Source organism: Halobacterium sp. GSL-19, from assembly GCF_016917855.1.
Lineage (GTDB): Archaea > Halobacteriota > Halobacteria > Halobacteriales > Halobacteriaceae > Halobacterium > Halobacterium salinarum.
In genome coordinates this window covers 1472667-1487649 of sequence record NZ_CP070377.1, presented here as the reverse complement: position 1 = coordinate 1487649, position 14983 = coordinate 1472667, and the positions used below count along the sequence as shown (strand labels likewise).

Here is a 14983-nt window from a genome sequence, read left to right as displayed (position 1 = left end):
GGTCAGTAGTCGCCGAGCCGGGCCTGCCCGCCGTCCGCGCCCGCCATCGTCGCGGCCTGCTCGATTGTCTCCCGGAACGCCGGCCGCTGGCTCGCGTCGTAGAGGGTTGCAGCCGGATGCAGACACACCACCACATCCCGGGCGGTGCCGCCCAGCGACACCCGTTCGACGCTGCCCGCCTCGCCGGTGACGGCGACCGACCGTTCGAGCACGTGCTCGCTGGGGACTTTGCCGAGCGTCACGATCACCGCGGGGTCGACGCTGTCGACTTCGGCCACGAGATGTGACCGACAGTTCGCGAGCTCCTCGCTGTGCGGGTCGCGGTTGTCCGGCGGCCGACACCGGACGCAGTTCGTGATGCGGACGTCTTCACGGGCGAGCCCGGCGGCCGCGAGCTCGTCGTCCAGAACGTCGCCGCTGCGCCCGACGAACGGCACGCCGGTGTCGTCCTCGGTTGCGCCCGGCGCCTCCCCGATGAACAACACGTCGGCGTCGCTGGGGCCGTCGCCGTTCACGACCTGACTGCGTGACTCCACGAGCGCGTCACACCGCGTGCAACACGCCGTCACAGCCGCCCCGTCCATGGTGTCGTCCCGTTGGCTGGGCTCGTCCATGCCCTGACCTGACGGGCCCGCGCCGTGTTAAGCGTAGTCGTCGCCGGCCCGTGCCGCCAGCCGCGCAACCCGCAGGGGTTCGGGACGGCCGCCCACGGGCGTGAACGCGCGCACCACAGCAGCGGCCCGATCGCAGCCGACGCTGCGCACGAACACGCGGTGGTCGTTCACCGTGACCGGCGTGCGCTCCGGCAGCGACTCGTAGATCGCCAGCCGGGCGTCGCGCTCGCGCCCCGTGAACTCGCGGTTGATCGGCTCGTCCAGCCCGGGGCTCTCCTCGAAGGACACCGCGAGCACCGGACGGTCGACGCGCTCGTGGACGGCCCGCACGTCGATGACGTTGAACCACGCGGGCGCGATCCCCGCGAGCAGCACGTACTGGACGTCCTCGCGGTTGAGGCGCTCGTAACACCGACTCACGGCGGCGGTGCTGTCCAGCCCGCCGACCGTGCACGCCGAAAACGAGACGCCGTCGACGACCCGAGCGGCGCGCACCACCGCCCCTCCGACCGTCGCGTGACCGCCGTCACCGCGGTTCGAGACCGCAACCCCGAGCGCGCGCGTGCCGCGCTTCACGAGGACTGGTCTTTGATCTCCTGCAATCGATCCAGCAGCTCGTCGTTCGACGCGCCGATCTCGTAATCTACGCCGCCGTCGTGCTCGTGTTCGGCCGTGTCCATTTCGTCCGCGGCAGCGACGTCCTCGGAGTCGATGGACTGGGTGTCTTGCTCGGACTCGTCGTAGCTCCCGAAGCCCATAAGCGAGTGAGTGTAGGCGACTGCGCCACTAAAATTTCTCGCCGGGTTTAGGTGCGAACCACCCGTGTGGGCGTGTATGTCCGTCCGAGTCGTCACCAGCGGTGCGGCGTCGTTCACCTGCAACGCCTTCCTGGTCGTCGGGGACACCACCACGCTCGTCGACGCGGGTGCGTACGACGGCGTCGCCGACGAGATCCGCGCGCACGTCGACGCCCTCGATCAGGTCGTGATCACCCACCAGCACACGGATCACGTCCAGCAGCTGGACGCCGTCGTCGACGCCTTCGAGGGCCCCGACGTGTACGCCTACGCCGACCACCCGCTGCGCACCCACGCTCTCGCCGACGGCGACACAATCCGGGTCGGCGACCAGGCCGCCGACGTGGTGTTCACGCCCGGCCACGCCCCCGACCACGTCTCGCTGGTCACCGAGACGGCGCTGTTCGCCGGGGACGTCGTGGTTCACGACGACGGCGCTTTCGACGACGGCAGCTTCGGCCGCACCGACATGCCGGGGCAGTCGCGGGAGCGCCTCATCGGCAGCCTCCGGGAGTTGCTGGCCCGCATGCCCGACTCGGTCTCGGAGCTCTACGCCGGGCACGGCGGCGTCTTCGAGGGCGACGTTCGGGCGGTCGCCGAGCGCGCGCTCGACCGCGCCCAGCGCCGCGACCCGAAGTACCCGGACGACCAGTAGTGCGCGGGCTTGCCACACCACGACAACGCTTATTTTCGCGGCGTCGAACCGTCGGGTATGCCCGGCCGTCCGTTCATCTCCGGCGAGCGCGTCGACCTCTGCCCGGTCAGCGAGGACGACGTCGATTTCCTCCACGACACGATCAACGACCCCGCCGTCTGGCCCCCGGTGGGCGCTCGCACGCCCGTCACCGAGCGCGAGGAACGCGAGTGGTACGAGGAGCAGGCCAGCGCGGACAACGGCACGGTCAACTTCGTCGTCGCCGTCGACGGCGCTCCGATCGGCAGTCTCGGCGTGCACGGCGTCGACGACACGAACGGGAGCGCCGAGCTCGGCGTCTTCCTCGCCGAGGACCACTGGGGCGAGGGGTACGGCACCGAGGCGGGTCGGCTCGCCACCACGTACGCCTTCGATCAGCACCGACGCCACCGCGTTTTCGCCCGCGTCTTCGAGGACAACCAGGCCTCGATGCGCGTCCGGGAGCGCCTCGGGTTCGAACGCGAAGGCACCCACCGCGACGCGATGTTCCTGCACGGCGAGTACCTGGACGTGCACTGCTACGGCGTCCTCGAATCCGAGTGGCGCAACCAGTGACGCCACCCGAGCTCGTGCCCGCCGTCGTCGCCGTCGTCACCGACGACGAGGGACGCGTGTGTCTCGTCCAGGACACGAAACGCGACCGGTGGCTGCTCCCCATGGGACGCGTCGAACCCGGTGAGTCGGTCACGGACGCCGTCCGCCGGGAGGTCCGCGAGGAAGCGGGGCTGGTCGTTGCCCCTGACGTTGAACTCACCGGCGTCTACACCGACCCGGCCACGCAACTGTTCGACACCCCGGACGGCCCCATGCAGTATCTCGCGCACGTCTTCCGCTGTGCGTGGGTCGACGGCGACCCCGAACCGGACGGCGACGAGACGACTGCCGTCGACTTCTTCGAGCCCGGCGAGTACCCCACCGACCTCCACCCCAGCGACGACTGGATCGCACACGCCCGCCACGGCGACGGCGTCGAAGTCACCTGACCCACTGCTGTCAGCGACACAGCCGCCGCTGTCGGCCGTGAGCGTGCTGCAGAAGACCGCCGGTCAGTTATGCGGAGCGACGCTCGGAGGCCTTCGTGCGGAGGTTCTTGTACCCGCACTTCCGGCAGCTCTCGGCGTCCGTCGGGTTCCGTGCGTTACACCGCATGCAGACCTGCTTGTTCAGCAGTCGGTCCTCAATGGTCTCGCTCATGCACCCGGGTTCGGCGCCACCGCGTTTAAGCGGTTCGGAACGCCGGTCAGTCTTCGCCGGCGTCGAGGTACGCCTGCTGGACGGCCACCACCTCACTGGAGTCCTCGCAGTCGGCGTACCGCCGGAGCGGCTCCTCGTTCAATTCGAGGAACGTATGCCCCCACGTGAACTTCGACAGCAGTTCCTCGGCGCGCTCCCAGCGCCCCAGAATGGCGAGCGCGCCGGCGAACGCCTCCACGGTGTTCAACTGGAACGGCTGCCCGTAGTTGACGGGGTTCGCAGCCACCAGGAACGGCAGCGCGCGGTGCTCGCCGTCGATCTCGAACATCGCGCGGCCAGCCGTCTCCCACGAGCAGTCCAGTGCGACTAGCATGTCTGTGTCGTCGGCCGGCGACAGCGCCCGCTCGGCGTGCGGGTTCAACACCACGCCGGCCGGCGTCTCGCGGCCGGTCCGATGCAGCGCCGCCAGATCGAAGCGCGCGAGCTTCCGCGCCGTACACTTCTCGGGGTCGTCGTCGCCCTCGTACCGGACGTGTAACTCCACGGTGTCATCATGCCGTTCGGCGGTCGCCGGCAAAAGCCACTCGCCCTGTGGTTTCTTCACCGCGCGCGCCAACCACCACGCCATGGACGCCACCGACCCCGTCCAGACGTACTACGACGCCATCGACGACGGCGACTACGACGCACTGCGTGGCGTGCTCGCCGACGACTTCACCCAGGAGCGCCCGGACATGACACACGACTCCCCGGACGCGTTCGTCTCGTTCATGCGCGACGACCGCCCCCGGGTGGACACCTGCCACGTCCTCGACGGCGTCTACGCCGGCCCAGCCCGCGGTGTCGCCGCCCGCGGCCGCCTCGTCGCGCCCGAGGGACCGATGTTCGCGTTCGTCGATGTCTTCGAGCTGACCGCCGCCGGGCGCGTCAGTCGCCTCCGATCGTACGTCGACTGACTGCTGCCCGCGGGCGCTCGCGGCTCACTGCGTTCACGCCTCGCGGTCGCCGTCGCCCAGCGCGGACTCGCCGACCTTCCGGGAGCCCTCGATGCGCGTCTGGCCGTTCATGTACGGCTGCAGCGCCTCCGGTACCGTTACGGTGCCGTCGTCGTTCTGGTAGTACTCCAGGATCGCCACCAGCACGCGGGGCACCGCCACCCCCGATCCGTTCAGGGTGTGCAGATGCTCGGCGGACTCGTGGCGCTCGGGCCGGTACTGGATGTCGGCCCGCCGCGCCTGGAAGTCCTTGAAGTTCGACACCGACGACACCTCCAGCCACCGGCCCCCCATTTCGGGGCCGTCGTCCATGTCGTCGCCGGGTGCCCACACCTCGATGTCGTACTTTTTGGCCTGCGTGAACCCCATGTCACCGGTGCACATCTCCAGGACGCGGTACGGCAGATCGAGCCGCCGCAACACCGCCTCCGCCTCGTCCAGCAGGCCGTGGAACCGCTCGGCGGAGTCCTCCGGGCGCACGAAGTTCACGAGCTCGACCTTGTTGAACTGGTGGACGCGCACGATCCCCCGGGTCTCCGTGCCGTGCTCGCCGGCCTCCCGGCGGAAGTTCGGCGAGTACGCCTGGTGTTTCACCGGGAGGTCGTCGTCCAGCAGGATCTCGTCCCGGTACATGTTCGTCACCGGGACCTCCGCGGTCGGCAGCAGCCAGAGATCGTCGTCGTCGTAGTCCGCGTCGTTCTCGCCGCCGATGCGGTAGGCGTCCTCGACGAACTTCGGGAACTGCCCGGTGCCCTCCATCGACCGCGCCGACACCGGCATCGGTGGGAACACGTCCTCGTAACCCTGTTCGCGGTGCACGTCGAGCATGAACTGCACGAGGGCGTGTTCCAGGCGCGCGCCCGCCCCCTTCGAGAAGTAGAACCCGCCGCCGGAGACCTTCGCGCCGCGCTCGAAATCCAGGATGTCCAACTCCTCGCCGAGGTCGTAATGTGGCACCACCGACTCGGGCAGATCGCGGCGGTCGTCGAACCCCTCGCGGCGGCGCTCGACGTTCTCGGCCTCGCTGTCGCCGACCGGCGCGTCCTCGTCGGGCACCATCGGCAGCGTCAACAGCAGGCGTTCGAGCTCCGCCTCCAGGTCGTCGGCGCGCGCCTCGACGTCCGCCAACTCGTCTTTGAGCGCCTGCGAGCGCTCGATGGCCGCCTGGGCGGCGTCCTCGTCGCCGGCCTGCTTGAGCTCGCCGATCTTCGAGGACACCTCGTTGCGGTCGTGGCGGAGCTCGTCGCCCCGCGCTTTCAGTTCGCGCCACTCCTCGTCAACCTCCAGGATCCGGTCGAGGTCCGCGTCCACGCCCTTCGCATCGAGGGCGTCCCGCACTTTCTCGGGGTGCTCGCGGACGAATTGTCGGGACAGCATTTGCGTCCGGGTTCGCCGGGCCGCGGCAAGAACGTATCGCATCCCTGTGATGCAGTCACGCCGGGCGGTGTCGCTGCCACGCCAACGCTTTTCCCGGCTGCCGTTCCCCGTTCGTGTATGAGCGCAGGCGACGTCTTCGACGTGTCCGGCTGTCCCGGCATCTCGTTCGTCGACACTGGCATGTACGACACCGCCGAGTACGGTTCGGTCTACGTCATCGACGCCGACCGGCCCGCCGTCGTCGACACCGGCACCGGCACGAACTACGAGCGCATCCTCGACGCCCTCGAAGAGCACGGCATCCAGCCCGCAGACCTCCAGGCCGTCCTGCTGACCCACGTCCACCTCGACCACGCGGGCGGCGCTGGCCTGCTCGCCGAGGCGTGCCCGAACGCCGACGTGTACGTCCACGAGCTCGGCGCGCGCCACGTCGTCGACCCCGAGCGGCTCGTCGAGGGCACCAAACAGGCGGTCGGCGACCAGTGGCAGTATTACGTCGAGCCGACGCCCGTCCCCGAAGACCGGGTCGTAGAGCTCACCGACGGCGACACCGTCGACCTCGGGAGCCGCACGCTCACCGCACACCACGCCCCCGGACACACACCCCACCAGGTGGTGTTCGAGGATCACTCCTGTGATGCGGTGTTCACCGCCGACGCCGCCGGCATCTGGGTCCGCGCCCAGGACCGCGTGCGCGAGACCAGCCCGCCGACGGATTTCGACCTCGAACAGTGCATCGACGACGTCGAGATGATCCGCCGCCTCGACCCCGAGACGCTGCTGTACGCGCATTTCGGCCCAGGGCCTGCGGACACCGACGCCGTCCTCAAAGAGTACGAGCACGTGCTCCGAGACTGGGTTGCGGCGGTCAAACGCGAGGTCATCGAGCGCCACAGCGAGGCGGCCGCCATCGACCACTTCGCCGCCACGACGACCGTCGAGGACGTCTGGGGCGAGCACAAGGCCCGCGCGGAAACCAAAATGAACGTTCGTGGCGTTCTCCGGTATCTTAACACCCGGGCCTGAGAGTAGCCGACATGGACCCCCGCGACGCCGAACGCGAGTACGACGACCACGTCATCGCACGCCAGACACTTTCACGCACGTTCGAGGACGCCGCCGAACGCCACGCCGACAGCCCCGCCCAGGCGTACAAGGGCGGCGTCTACGACCGCAGCCTGGCCCCCGAGGTGGTCGACCCCGCGCCCGACGGCGGCGTCGAAACGCTCAGCTACGACGCCCTCCGCGACATCGTTCGCACGCTCGCCGCCGGCTTCCGGGACCTCGGCGTCACGGCCGGCGACCGCGTCGGCGTCTTCGCGCACACCCGCATGGAGTGGGCGCAATGCGACCTCGCCGTGCTCGCCGCCGGCGGCGCGGTTACCACCGTCTACGCCAGCTCCAGCCCGGCGCAGATCGCCCACCTCCTCGGCGACAGCGGCGCCGTCGGCGTCGTCGTCGAGAACGACACCCTCCGCCAGCGCGTCCGCGAGGTCGAATCCGACCTCGACGACCTCGAGTTCGTCGCCACGATGGACACCCCCAGCGACGACACGCGCCCGCTGTCAGCGGTCTACGACCGCGGCCGCGACGCCTTCGACCCGGACGCCTACCAGGGCTGGATCGACGACCGCGATCCCGACGACCTGGCGAGCCTCATCTACACCTCCGGCACCACGGGAACGCCCAAGGGCGTCGCCCTCACACACCGGAACTTCCACGCGAACCTCAACCAGTCCCGGCGGCGATTCGGACCCCGGCCCGACCGCGGCGACGCCCCCGCGGTCACCAGCGACAGCCGCCACCTCTCGTTTCTCCCGCTCGCACACGTGCTTGAGCGGCTCTCGGGGCATTTCCTGCCGCTGGCGTCGGGCGCGCAGGTCTGCTACGCCGAATCCCCGGACACGCTCCGGGAGGATTTCGGCCTCTTCGAACCCACCAGCGCCACCAGCGTCCCCCGCGTCTACGAGAAGCTCTACGACACCATCCGCGAGCAGGCCGCCGACTCCCCGGTCTCCGAGCGCGTCTTCGAGTGGGCGACCCGCGTCGGCCGCGCCGCCCACACCACCGACGACCCCGGGATCGGGCTGCGCGCCGCACACGCCCTCGCGGACACGCTCGTGTTCTCGGACATCCGGGACGCCCTCGGGGGGGAGATCGAGTTTTTCATCTCCGGCGGCGGCTCGCTGTCCCCGGAGCTGTGTGCGCTGTTCCACGGCATGGGGCTGCCCATCCTCGAAGGCTACGGCCTCACCGAGACCAGCCCGGTGCTCGCGGTCAACCCCTACGAGGACCCCATCGTCGGCACCATCGGCCCGCCGGTCACGGACACCGAGCTGACCGTCGATGAGACCATCGCCAGCCCCGAGCAACGCCAGCGCTGTGACGGGGCCGCCGGCGAGCTGCTCGCGCGCGGCCCACAAGTGTTCGACGGCTACTGGGGGCTGCCCGATGCCACCGACGCCGCGTTCGTCACCCGCGAGGGCAAAGAGTGGTTCCGCACCGGTGACGTGGTCGAACTCCGCCCCGACGGCTACGTGCGGTTCCTCGAACGCGCCAAGCAACTGCTGACCCTCTCGACGGGCAAGAACGTCGCCCCCGGCCCCATCGAGGACGCGTTCGCCGCCAGCCCGCTGGTCGCACAGGCCATGGTCGTCGGGGACGGCCAGAAGTTCGTCTCCGCGATCCTGGTTCCGAACTTCGACGCGGTCTCCGAGTGGGCCGCCAGCCAGGAGATCGCGCTCCCCGACGACCGCGACGCGATCTGCCGCGACGAGCGCGTCCGCGCCCGCATCCAGTCGGCGGTCGACGACGTCAACACCGGCTTCGAGCCCTACGAGCGGATCAAGCAGTTCCGCCTCGTCGCGACCGAGTTCACGGAAGCGAACGACCTCCTCACACCCACGATGAAGAAGAAACGCCACCACATCCGTGACCGGTTCGCGGACGCGGTCGGCGACGTCTACGACGACTCCGAATTCAGCACCTAACACACCGCCGACGCTGTCGTTTCGGCCGATACCCATGGTGATTTATGCTCGCGCGACAACGAGCAAGACGTGATACGACTGGAGGCTGCGCAATGAGCTCCGGAATCATCCCCGTCGTTGCGACAATCATCGCACTCGGCGTTCTCTCCCAGGTCGTCGCCGACAAGCTCCAAGTCCCCAGCGTTCTGTTCCTCATCCTGGCCGGCATCGTCGTCGGCCCCGAAGTCCTCGGCGTCGTGACGCTGTCGTCGTTCGGCGGCATCGACACGCTGGCCGGGATCGTCGGGCTCTCGGTGGCCGTCATCGTCTTCGAGGGGGCGTTCCACCTCAAACTGGAGAAGCTCCGGGAAGCCCCCGGCGCGTGGCTCCGGCTGGTGACCGTCGGCGCAGCCATCGCGCTGTTCGGCACGGCCATCGTCGTGCGCGTTCTGCTCGGGACCGGCTGGGATGTCGCGTTCCTCATCGGCAGCCTGCTCGTCGCCACCGGCCCCACGGTCATCACGCCCATCCTGAGCGTGGTGCCGGTCCGCGACCGCGTCGGCGCCGCCCTCGAAACCGAGGGCGTGGTCAACGACGTGACCGCCGCCATCCTCGCCATCGTCGTGTTTCGCGTCGTCGAGAACCCCCAGCGCTCCGTCGACGTGGTGCTCCAGGACTTCGTGACGCGACTCGGCACCGGCGTCCTCGTCGGGCTGGTCGTCGCCGCCGTTGTCTGGTATATCCTCCGCCGGATCGATCTCTCGAAGGGCAACGCGCCACAGAACGCGCGCCTGGTCGTACTCGCCGGCGCGCTCGTCGCGTACGGGGCCGCGGACACCCTCTACAGCGAAGCCGGGATCGCCGCCGTCGCCACCGCGGGCGTCCTCCTGGGGAACGCCGACCTCCCCTACGAGAAGGAGATCGAGGCGTTCAAAGGCGACGTCACGCTCGTCGTGTTGTCGTTCGTCTTCATCGGGCTGGCGGCGCTGCTGTCCTTCCAGACGCTGCTCGATCTCGGCGTCGCGGGGCTTGCGGTCGCGGTCCTGGTGGCGCTGGTCATCCGCCCGCTTGCGGTGTTCGCGTCCACCGCCCGCTCGCGGTACACGTCCGCCGAGCGCGTGTTCATGAGCGCCGTCGGGCCGCGCGGCATCATCCCCGCGTCGGTCGCGACCCTGTTCGCCGTCGAACTCCAGGGCTACGGCATGCCCCAGGCCGCAAACGTCCTCGTCGGCACGGTGTTTCTCACGATCCTGCTGACGGTCGTCTTCGAGGGCGGTTTCGCCAGACACATCGCCCAGGCGCTCGACGTGATTCCCATGCGAGTCATCATCGTCGGCGGCGGCACCGTGGGTCGCGCGCTCGCCGAACGCCTCGAAGACCGCGGGGAGAACGTGGTGCTGGTCGAAGACGACCCCGAAGCCGTCGAGCGCGCCCGCAACGAAGGGTACACCGTTCACAGCGGCGACGGCTCCGACACCGACGAACTCCGGGCGGCCGGCGCCGAGAACGCCAAGATCCTGACCGCGGCCACCGGTGACGACGACGTCAACCTCCTGGTCGCACAGCTCGCGGACTCCAAGTTCGACATCGACACCATCATCGCCCGCGCGAACAACCCGGACAACATCGACGCCTTCGAGGACCTCGGCGTGAGCACGGTTTCGTCGTCGCTGGCGACCGCGTGGGGCATCGACAACATCATCGAGCGCCCCGCGCTCTCGAACTGGATGACCGAAATCGGCCGCAGCGGCGACGTCCAAGAGGTCGAAGTCACCTCCGAGGAGCTCGTCGGGCTGACGATCGCCGACCTCGACGACGACCTCCCCGGGGGCGTCATCATCGCGCTCGCCGGCCGCGACGGCGACAACCAGGTTCCCAACCCCGAGTTCACCATCCAGCACGGCGACCACCTCACGTTCCTCGGCCGCAAGGAGGCGGTCCGTGACGCCCTCAACTGGTGTCACCCCGACGACGGGTAGTCGCGCCCGCTCACTCCTGGACGTGCCAGGTGAACAGGCTCTCGAAGACGTAGTTCACGAGCATCGCCACCGCGATCGCGCCGCCTTTCACGGCGATCAGCCAGCAGTCAACCCCGAAGACGGTGGCGTCGACGGTGACCCCGTAGAACACACCGACGAACAGCGCGTACTGCAGCGTCGACCCGCCCGCCCGCACGACGTGTGACCGCACCAGCCGCCGCCCCACGGAGCCGCTGCCCGCGTCCGCGAACGTCCACCGGTCGTTCACCGCGAACATCACGAGGATCGCCGCTTCGATGCTGGCGACGTTCGCGGCGGCCGCCCACACGCCCGCAGCCTCGGTCAACACCAGCAGCGTCGTCACGTCGACGACCGCGCCGACGGCACCCACGGAGACGAACTTCCCGAACCGGGCGCGCGACGCCAGCGCGCTGATCCGTGCCGGCACCGCCGCCCGGATGCGGTCGCGGCGCTCACTCATGGCTGCCCGGTCGGTCGATCAGCGCACGATCATCGCTGCCACGCGCCGCCAGCGCCGCGTGCAGGCGGCTGTCGCCAAGCCGCTTGGCGCGGTGGCGCGCCCGCACCAGCGCCCCGAGCAGCCCCACCGGCGCGCGCACCGTCGACACCGTCGATCCGGGCTGGTCCTCCCACGTGATGGGGACCTCCGCAACCCGACAGCCCAGCGCGCCCCCGACCGCGACCAGTTCCACGTCCCAGGCGAACCCCGCCTCGTAGAGGTGTTCGCGGACGCGCTCCCAGGCCGCGGCGGTGAGCGCCTTGGCCCCACACTGGTAGTCGTGGAGGTCCACCGCCAGCAGGGTGCCCGCGAGCCACGCGAACCCGTCGCCGAGCAGTCGCCGGACGACCGTCTGGTGGCTCTCGACGGTGGCGTCCGGATGCCGCCGCGAACCCACTGCGAGGTCCGCGTCGCCGTCTGTCACCCGGGCGACGACCTCGGCCAGCGAGCCCGCGGGCGTCGCGCCGTCGGCGTCCGCGAACGCCACCACGTCGGTGTCGAGCGCTTCGAACCCCGCGGTGATGGCCGCGCCCTTCCCGCGGCGGCCGGCGCTCTCGGCGACCGTCACCCCGGCGTCCCGAATGCGGTCGGCGACCCCGGGGCCGGCGGCGTCCAGTTCAACGCGGAGCGCGGCGGGGTCGAACGTCTCTCGGAGGGCGTCGAGGTACGCCGTGAGGCGGTCGATGTCGGGATCGTAGGCCGGGACGACGATGCCGACGGAGGTCATTACCCGGACGAACACGGGACGGTGGTATCAGTTTCGTGGTTTCGGTCCACCACGCCACCGCACCGGGTGGTTATCGCTCGAAGGAGATCGCTGCGCCCTGCCCGAAGCCGACACACAGCGTCGCCAGCGCCTTGCCGGCGTCGCGTTTGTTCATCTCGTGAATCAGGGTGACCGGGAGGCGCGCGCCGCTGGCACCGAGCGGGTGGCCAACGGCGATCGCGCCGCCGTTGACGTTGAACCGGTCGTTGTCGATGCCGAGTTCGTCCCGCGAGTAGAGCGTCTGGGAGGCGAACGCCTCGTTCAACTCCACGAGGTCGAACTCGTCGATGTCCTCGCCGGTGCGGTCGAGCAGGCCGCGGGTGGCCGGCACCGGCCCGATCCCCATCACTTCGGGGTTGACGCCCGCGACGTTGTGGTCGCCGACGCGCGCCAGCACGTCGAGGCCGTGGTCGCGCGCAAACGCCTCGCTCGTCACGAGCGTCGCCGCCGCCCCGTCGGAGATCTGGCTGGCGTTCCCGGGCGTCACCGACCCGTCGCTTTTGAACACCGTGGGGAGCTCCCCGAGCGCCTCCAGCGTGGTGTCCGGGCGGATGCCCTCGTCCTCCTCGACGAGGCCGCTGTCCGTCTGTACGGGCACGATCTCGTCGTCGAAGCGCCCGGCGTCGGTCGCCTCGGCTGCCCGCCGCTGGCTCTGGAGGGCGTACTCGTCCTGCTCGGCGCGCGTGATGCCGTGGCGCTCGGCGACCTCCTCGGCGGTCATCCCCATCTCGAGTTCGGGGACGTTGTACTGCTCGCTCAGCCCCGGATGCAGGTGGGCGTACGAGTCGCCGTCCATCGGCACCCGGCTCATGTTCTCGACGCCGCCCGCGATGATGGCGTCCCGCTGGCCCGCCCGCACCGCGTCCGCGGCCCGCATGATGGCCTCCATGGAGGACGCACACCAGCGGTTGATCGACGCCGCCGGCACGTTCTCACCGAGCTCGGAGAGCAACGCGATGACGCGCGCGACGTTGTTGTCCTGCTCGGTGCGCTGCTGGGCGACCCCCCACTGGAGGTCGTCGATGTGGTCGCCGGTCAACCCCGTCTCGGCGAGGATGTGGTCGATGACCGTCACCGAGAGGTCCTCGCTGCGCGTGTCGGCGTACACGCCGCCGTCCTTTCCCTGTGGGGTGCGGTAGGCCGCAGCGATGACCGGAGTGGTGGTGGCTGCCATACCAAACGCGAGCGCGCCCCGCTCCTTAAAGCTCCCACAACGGCCGACATCCAGCCAGCGGTTTACTGGCCGCGATCCCGCAGCCCGCATCCAGAAAGCGTTTACTCCCGTCCCCGCAACCGCGTGTACATGCGTCGCTCCCGCGACGACTCGTCCCCCCGCGTCGCGGCCGCCGTCGTGGCCGTCACAGCCGCCGCTCTCCTCGCCCGCCTGTGGGCGCTGGGCTGGCGGGTCGCCCACCAGGACGAAGCCCGGGTCGCCGACTGGACCCTGCAGTACATGGACCTCGGGGCGTGGCAGTACCGCCCCATCATCCACGGGCCGTTCCTCCCACACGTCAACGGCGTGGTCTTCGACGTGTTCGGCGCGACCGACTTCACCATGCGACTGGTGGTCGCGGTCGTCGGCGGCCTCCTCCCGCTGACGGCGTGGCTCTACCGGACCCGCCTCTCGGACGTCGAAGTCGGCGCGCTGGCGGTGTTGCTCGCGGCCAACCCGGTGGTGCTGTACTACTCGCGGTTCATGCGCAACGACCTCCTGCTCGCGGGGTTCATGTTCACCGCCGTCGGGCTGTTCGTTCGGTTCCTGGACACTCATCGTGCGCGATACCTCTATGCCAGCGCCATCCCGTTCGCGCTGGCGTTCACCACCAAGGAGAACAGCCTGCTGTATCCGCTCTGTTGGCTCGGCGCGCTCGCGCTCGTGACCGACGACCGCATGGCCGTCGCGGGCGCGACCGACACCAGCCGGCTCGCCGTCGCCCGTCGCGCCGCCGCCCGCATCCGCCACCGCGCCTGGCGCGCGAAGGCCGCACTCGCCGGCAGCGCGCTGACCGCCGCCGTCATCGTCGTCTCGTTTTACGCGCCCAAGCCCGACCTCTACCGCCTCTTCGAGCAGCCCGGCCGCGCGCCCGCCGTCCTCGAAGCCGCGACGATCGGCACCTACCACGAGTTCGCCGCCCTCTGGGCGTCCACGAGCACGGTCGCCCACTCCTACGTCGCGTTCCTCAGCCACGACCTGAGCGTGCTGGTCGCCTGCGGGACCGTCGTCTCCGTCGCCGCAGTCGTCGGCTACCTCGCGAACCGTTACGCAACCGAGACGCCACGCCCGCTGGTGTCGTTCGCGTTCTACTGGGGCGTGTTCTCGGTGCTCGGATACCCCGCGGTCGTGGACATCGCCGCCGCCTGGACGGCGGTCAACGCCCTCGTCCCGCTCGCCATCCCGGCGGCCGTCGGCGTCGGTGCCGTCGTCAGATACGGCCGCCGCGGCGCCGCGGCCGGCGACACCGCCGCCGTCCGGCTCGCGGTCACCGTGCTCGTCGTTTCGGCCGCCGGTATGGGTGCCGTCGCCGCCGAAACCACCTACGCACACCCACAGTCCCCCAGCAACCCGCTCGTGCAGTACGCCCAGCCCGGCGGCACCATGCAGCCCACCATCGACGACATCCAGCGGGCCGCCACCGCCACGAGCGGCCTCGACGTGCTGTACTACGGTGACAGCAACGACACCGCCGACGACGGCCTCGAATTCAGCGACGCCGGCGACGGCACGTTCAACCTCACCACCGGCCCGCCGTCGGGGTGGCACGACCGCCTGCCGTTCCCCTGGTATCTCTCACAGGTGGGCGCGAACGCAACCACCGTCCAGACCGCCGCCGAAGTCCCCGACACGCCGCCGCCGGTCGTCATCTCGGTGGTCAGCGAAGAAGACGACTTCGCGGCGCTGCTCGCGGCCGCGGACAACAGCCACTACGAGCGCCACACCTACCCCCGGTATCTCACGGACGGCCACAACACGCTCGTGATATACGTCGACACGACCGCGGTCCCGGCCGCCCAGCAGTGACCGCGCGGCCCCCACATCTCGGCCCGACTGCGACGCGCTTAAACGGGATGCGACGGTAG

General features: G+C 69.9%; 17 protein-coding genes. 8 read left to right on the top strand and 9 right to left on the bottom strand.

The genetic code is table 11. The features are described from left to right. Positions 1-2 precede the first annotated feature (2 nt). Genes JT689_RS09710 through JT689_RS09700 form a run of 3 tightly spaced genes read right to left on the bottom strand, consistent with a single transcriptional unit; the run spans position 3 to position 1372 of the window. The gene (locus JT689_RS09710; RefSeq protein ID WP_229373361.1) at positions 3-614 is read right to left on the bottom strand and encodes a uracil-DNA glycosylase; all 612 of its coding nucleotides are present in this window, start codon (positions 612-614) and stop codon (positions 3-5) included. Between the two features lie 27 nt (positions 615-641). Then, positions 642-1190, bottom strand: a complete 549-nt coding sequence (locus JT689_RS09705; protein WP_205251090.1) for a DUF99 family protein — start codon at positions 1188-1190, stop codon at positions 642-644. Continuing rightward, positions 1187-1372 carry a DUF5786 family protein gene (locus JT689_RS09700; RefSeq protein WP_010903530.1) on the bottom strand — a complete coding sequence of 62 codons (186 nt, stop codon included), beginning with the start codon at positions 1370-1372 and terminating at the stop codon, positions 1187-1189. The genes JT689_RS09705 and JT689_RS09700 overlap by 4 nt, the downstream gene beginning before the upstream one ends. Positions 1373-1448: 76 nt before the next feature. On the opposite strand from JT689_RS09700, the gene JT689_RS09695 reads away from it, so the two are divergent. The 3 genes from JT689_RS09695 to JT689_RS09685 are packed head-to-tail and all read left to right on the top strand — an operon-like array spanning position 1449 to position 3088. Continuing rightward, entirely contained in the window at positions 1449-2066 is a 618-nt protein-coding gene (locus JT689_RS09695) for an MBL fold metallo-hydrolase (protein ID WP_205251089.1), read from the top strand. Between the two features lie 57 nt (positions 2067-2123). After that, positions 2124-2660: a GNAT family protein gene (locus JT689_RS09690; RefSeq protein WP_205251088.1), complete on the top strand. Its 537-nt coding sequence runs from the start codon at positions 2124-2126 to the stop codon at positions 2658-2660. Further along, positions 2657-3088 (top strand): NUDIX domain-containing protein, encoded by a 432-nt coding sequence (locus tag JT689_RS09685; RefSeq protein ID WP_205251087.1) that lies wholly within the window; start codon positions 2657-2659, stop codon positions 3086-3088. Before JT689_RS09690 ends, JT689_RS09685 begins: the two co-directional genes overlap by 4 nt. A gap of 67 nt (positions 3089-3155) precedes the next feature. Here the strand turns inward: JT689_RS09685 and JT689_RS09680 are convergent, their stop codons facing one another. Together JT689_RS09680 and JT689_RS09675 are read right to left on the bottom strand one after the other, a co-directional pair. Then, on the bottom strand, positions 3156-3299 hold the full coding sequence (locus tag JT689_RS09680; protein WP_010903526.1) for a 50S ribosomal protein L40e: 144 nt from the start codon (positions 3297-3299) through the stop codon (positions 3156-3158). Positions 3300-3345: 46 nt separating this feature from the next. Beyond that, positions 3346-3843, bottom strand: coding sequence for a DUF367 family protein (locus JT689_RS09675; protein WP_012289427.1), 498 nt, complete (start codon positions 3841-3843; stop codon positions 3346-3348). Between the two features lie 82 nt (positions 3844-3925). Between JT689_RS09675 and JT689_RS09670 the strand changes: the two genes are divergently transcribed. Continuing rightward, entirely contained in the window at positions 3926-4255 is a 330-nt protein-coding gene (locus JT689_RS09670; protein ID WP_205251086.1) for a nuclear transport factor 2 family protein, read from the top strand. Between the two features lie 33 nt (positions 4256-4288). On the opposite strand, the gene serS is transcribed toward JT689_RS09670, so the two are convergent. Continuing rightward, complete coding sequence (gene serS / locus JT689_RS09665) at positions 4289-5671, bottom strand: serine--tRNA ligase (RefSeq protein ID WP_205251085.1); 1383 nt, start codon at positions 5669-5671, stop codon at positions 4289-4291. Between the two features lie 117 nt (positions 5672-5788). Here serS and JT689_RS09660 point away from each other — a divergent pair, with 117 nt between their 5' ends. From JT689_RS09660 to JT689_RS09650, 3 genes are all read left to right on the top strand, one after another. Next, positions 5789-6697 (top strand): MBL fold metallo-hydrolase, encoded by a 909-nt coding sequence (locus tag JT689_RS09660; RefSeq protein WP_010903522.1) that lies wholly within the window; start codon positions 5789-5791, stop codon positions 6695-6697. Between the two features lie 11 nt (positions 6698-6708). Beyond that, positions 6709-8661, top strand: a complete 1953-nt coding sequence (locus JT689_RS09655) for a long-chain fatty acid--CoA ligase (RefSeq protein WP_205251084.1) — start codon at positions 6709-6711, stop codon at positions 8659-8661. A gap of 92 nt (positions 8662-8753) precedes the next feature. Beyond that, positions 8754-10619, top strand: coding sequence for a cation:proton antiporter (locus tag JT689_RS09650; RefSeq protein ID WP_205251083.1), 1866 nt, complete (start codon positions 8754-8756; stop codon positions 10617-10619). A 10-nt stretch (positions 10620-10629) separates the two neighbouring features. On the opposite strand, the gene JT689_RS09645 is transcribed toward JT689_RS09650, so the two are convergent. The 3 genes from JT689_RS09645 to JT689_RS09635 form a co-directional block, all read right to left on the bottom strand. Then, a complete protein-coding gene (locus tag JT689_RS09645) occupies positions 10630-11100 on the bottom strand; it encodes a GtrA family protein (RefSeq protein ID WP_010903519.1) in 471 nt (156 codons plus the stop codon). Continuing rightward, positions 11093-11866 carry a glycosyltransferase gene (locus JT689_RS09640; RefSeq protein ID WP_205251082.1) on the bottom strand — a complete coding sequence of 258 codons (774 nt, stop codon included), beginning with the start codon at positions 11864-11866 and terminating at the stop codon, positions 11093-11095. The genes JT689_RS09645 and JT689_RS09640 overlap by 8 nt, the downstream gene beginning before the upstream one ends. Positions 11867-11936: 70 nt before the next feature. Then, positions 11937-13079, bottom strand: a complete 1143-nt coding sequence (locus JT689_RS09635) for a thiolase family protein (protein WP_205251081.1) — start codon at positions 13077-13079, stop codon at positions 11937-11939. 129 nt (positions 13080-13208) lie between these two features. Between JT689_RS09635 and JT689_RS09630 the strand changes: the two genes are divergently transcribed. Beyond that, positions 13209-14924, top strand: coding sequence for a flippase activity-associated protein Agl23 (locus tag JT689_RS09630; protein ID WP_205251080.1), 1716 nt, complete (start codon positions 13209-13211; stop codon positions 14922-14924). Positions 14925-14983: the final 59 nt, after the last annotated feature.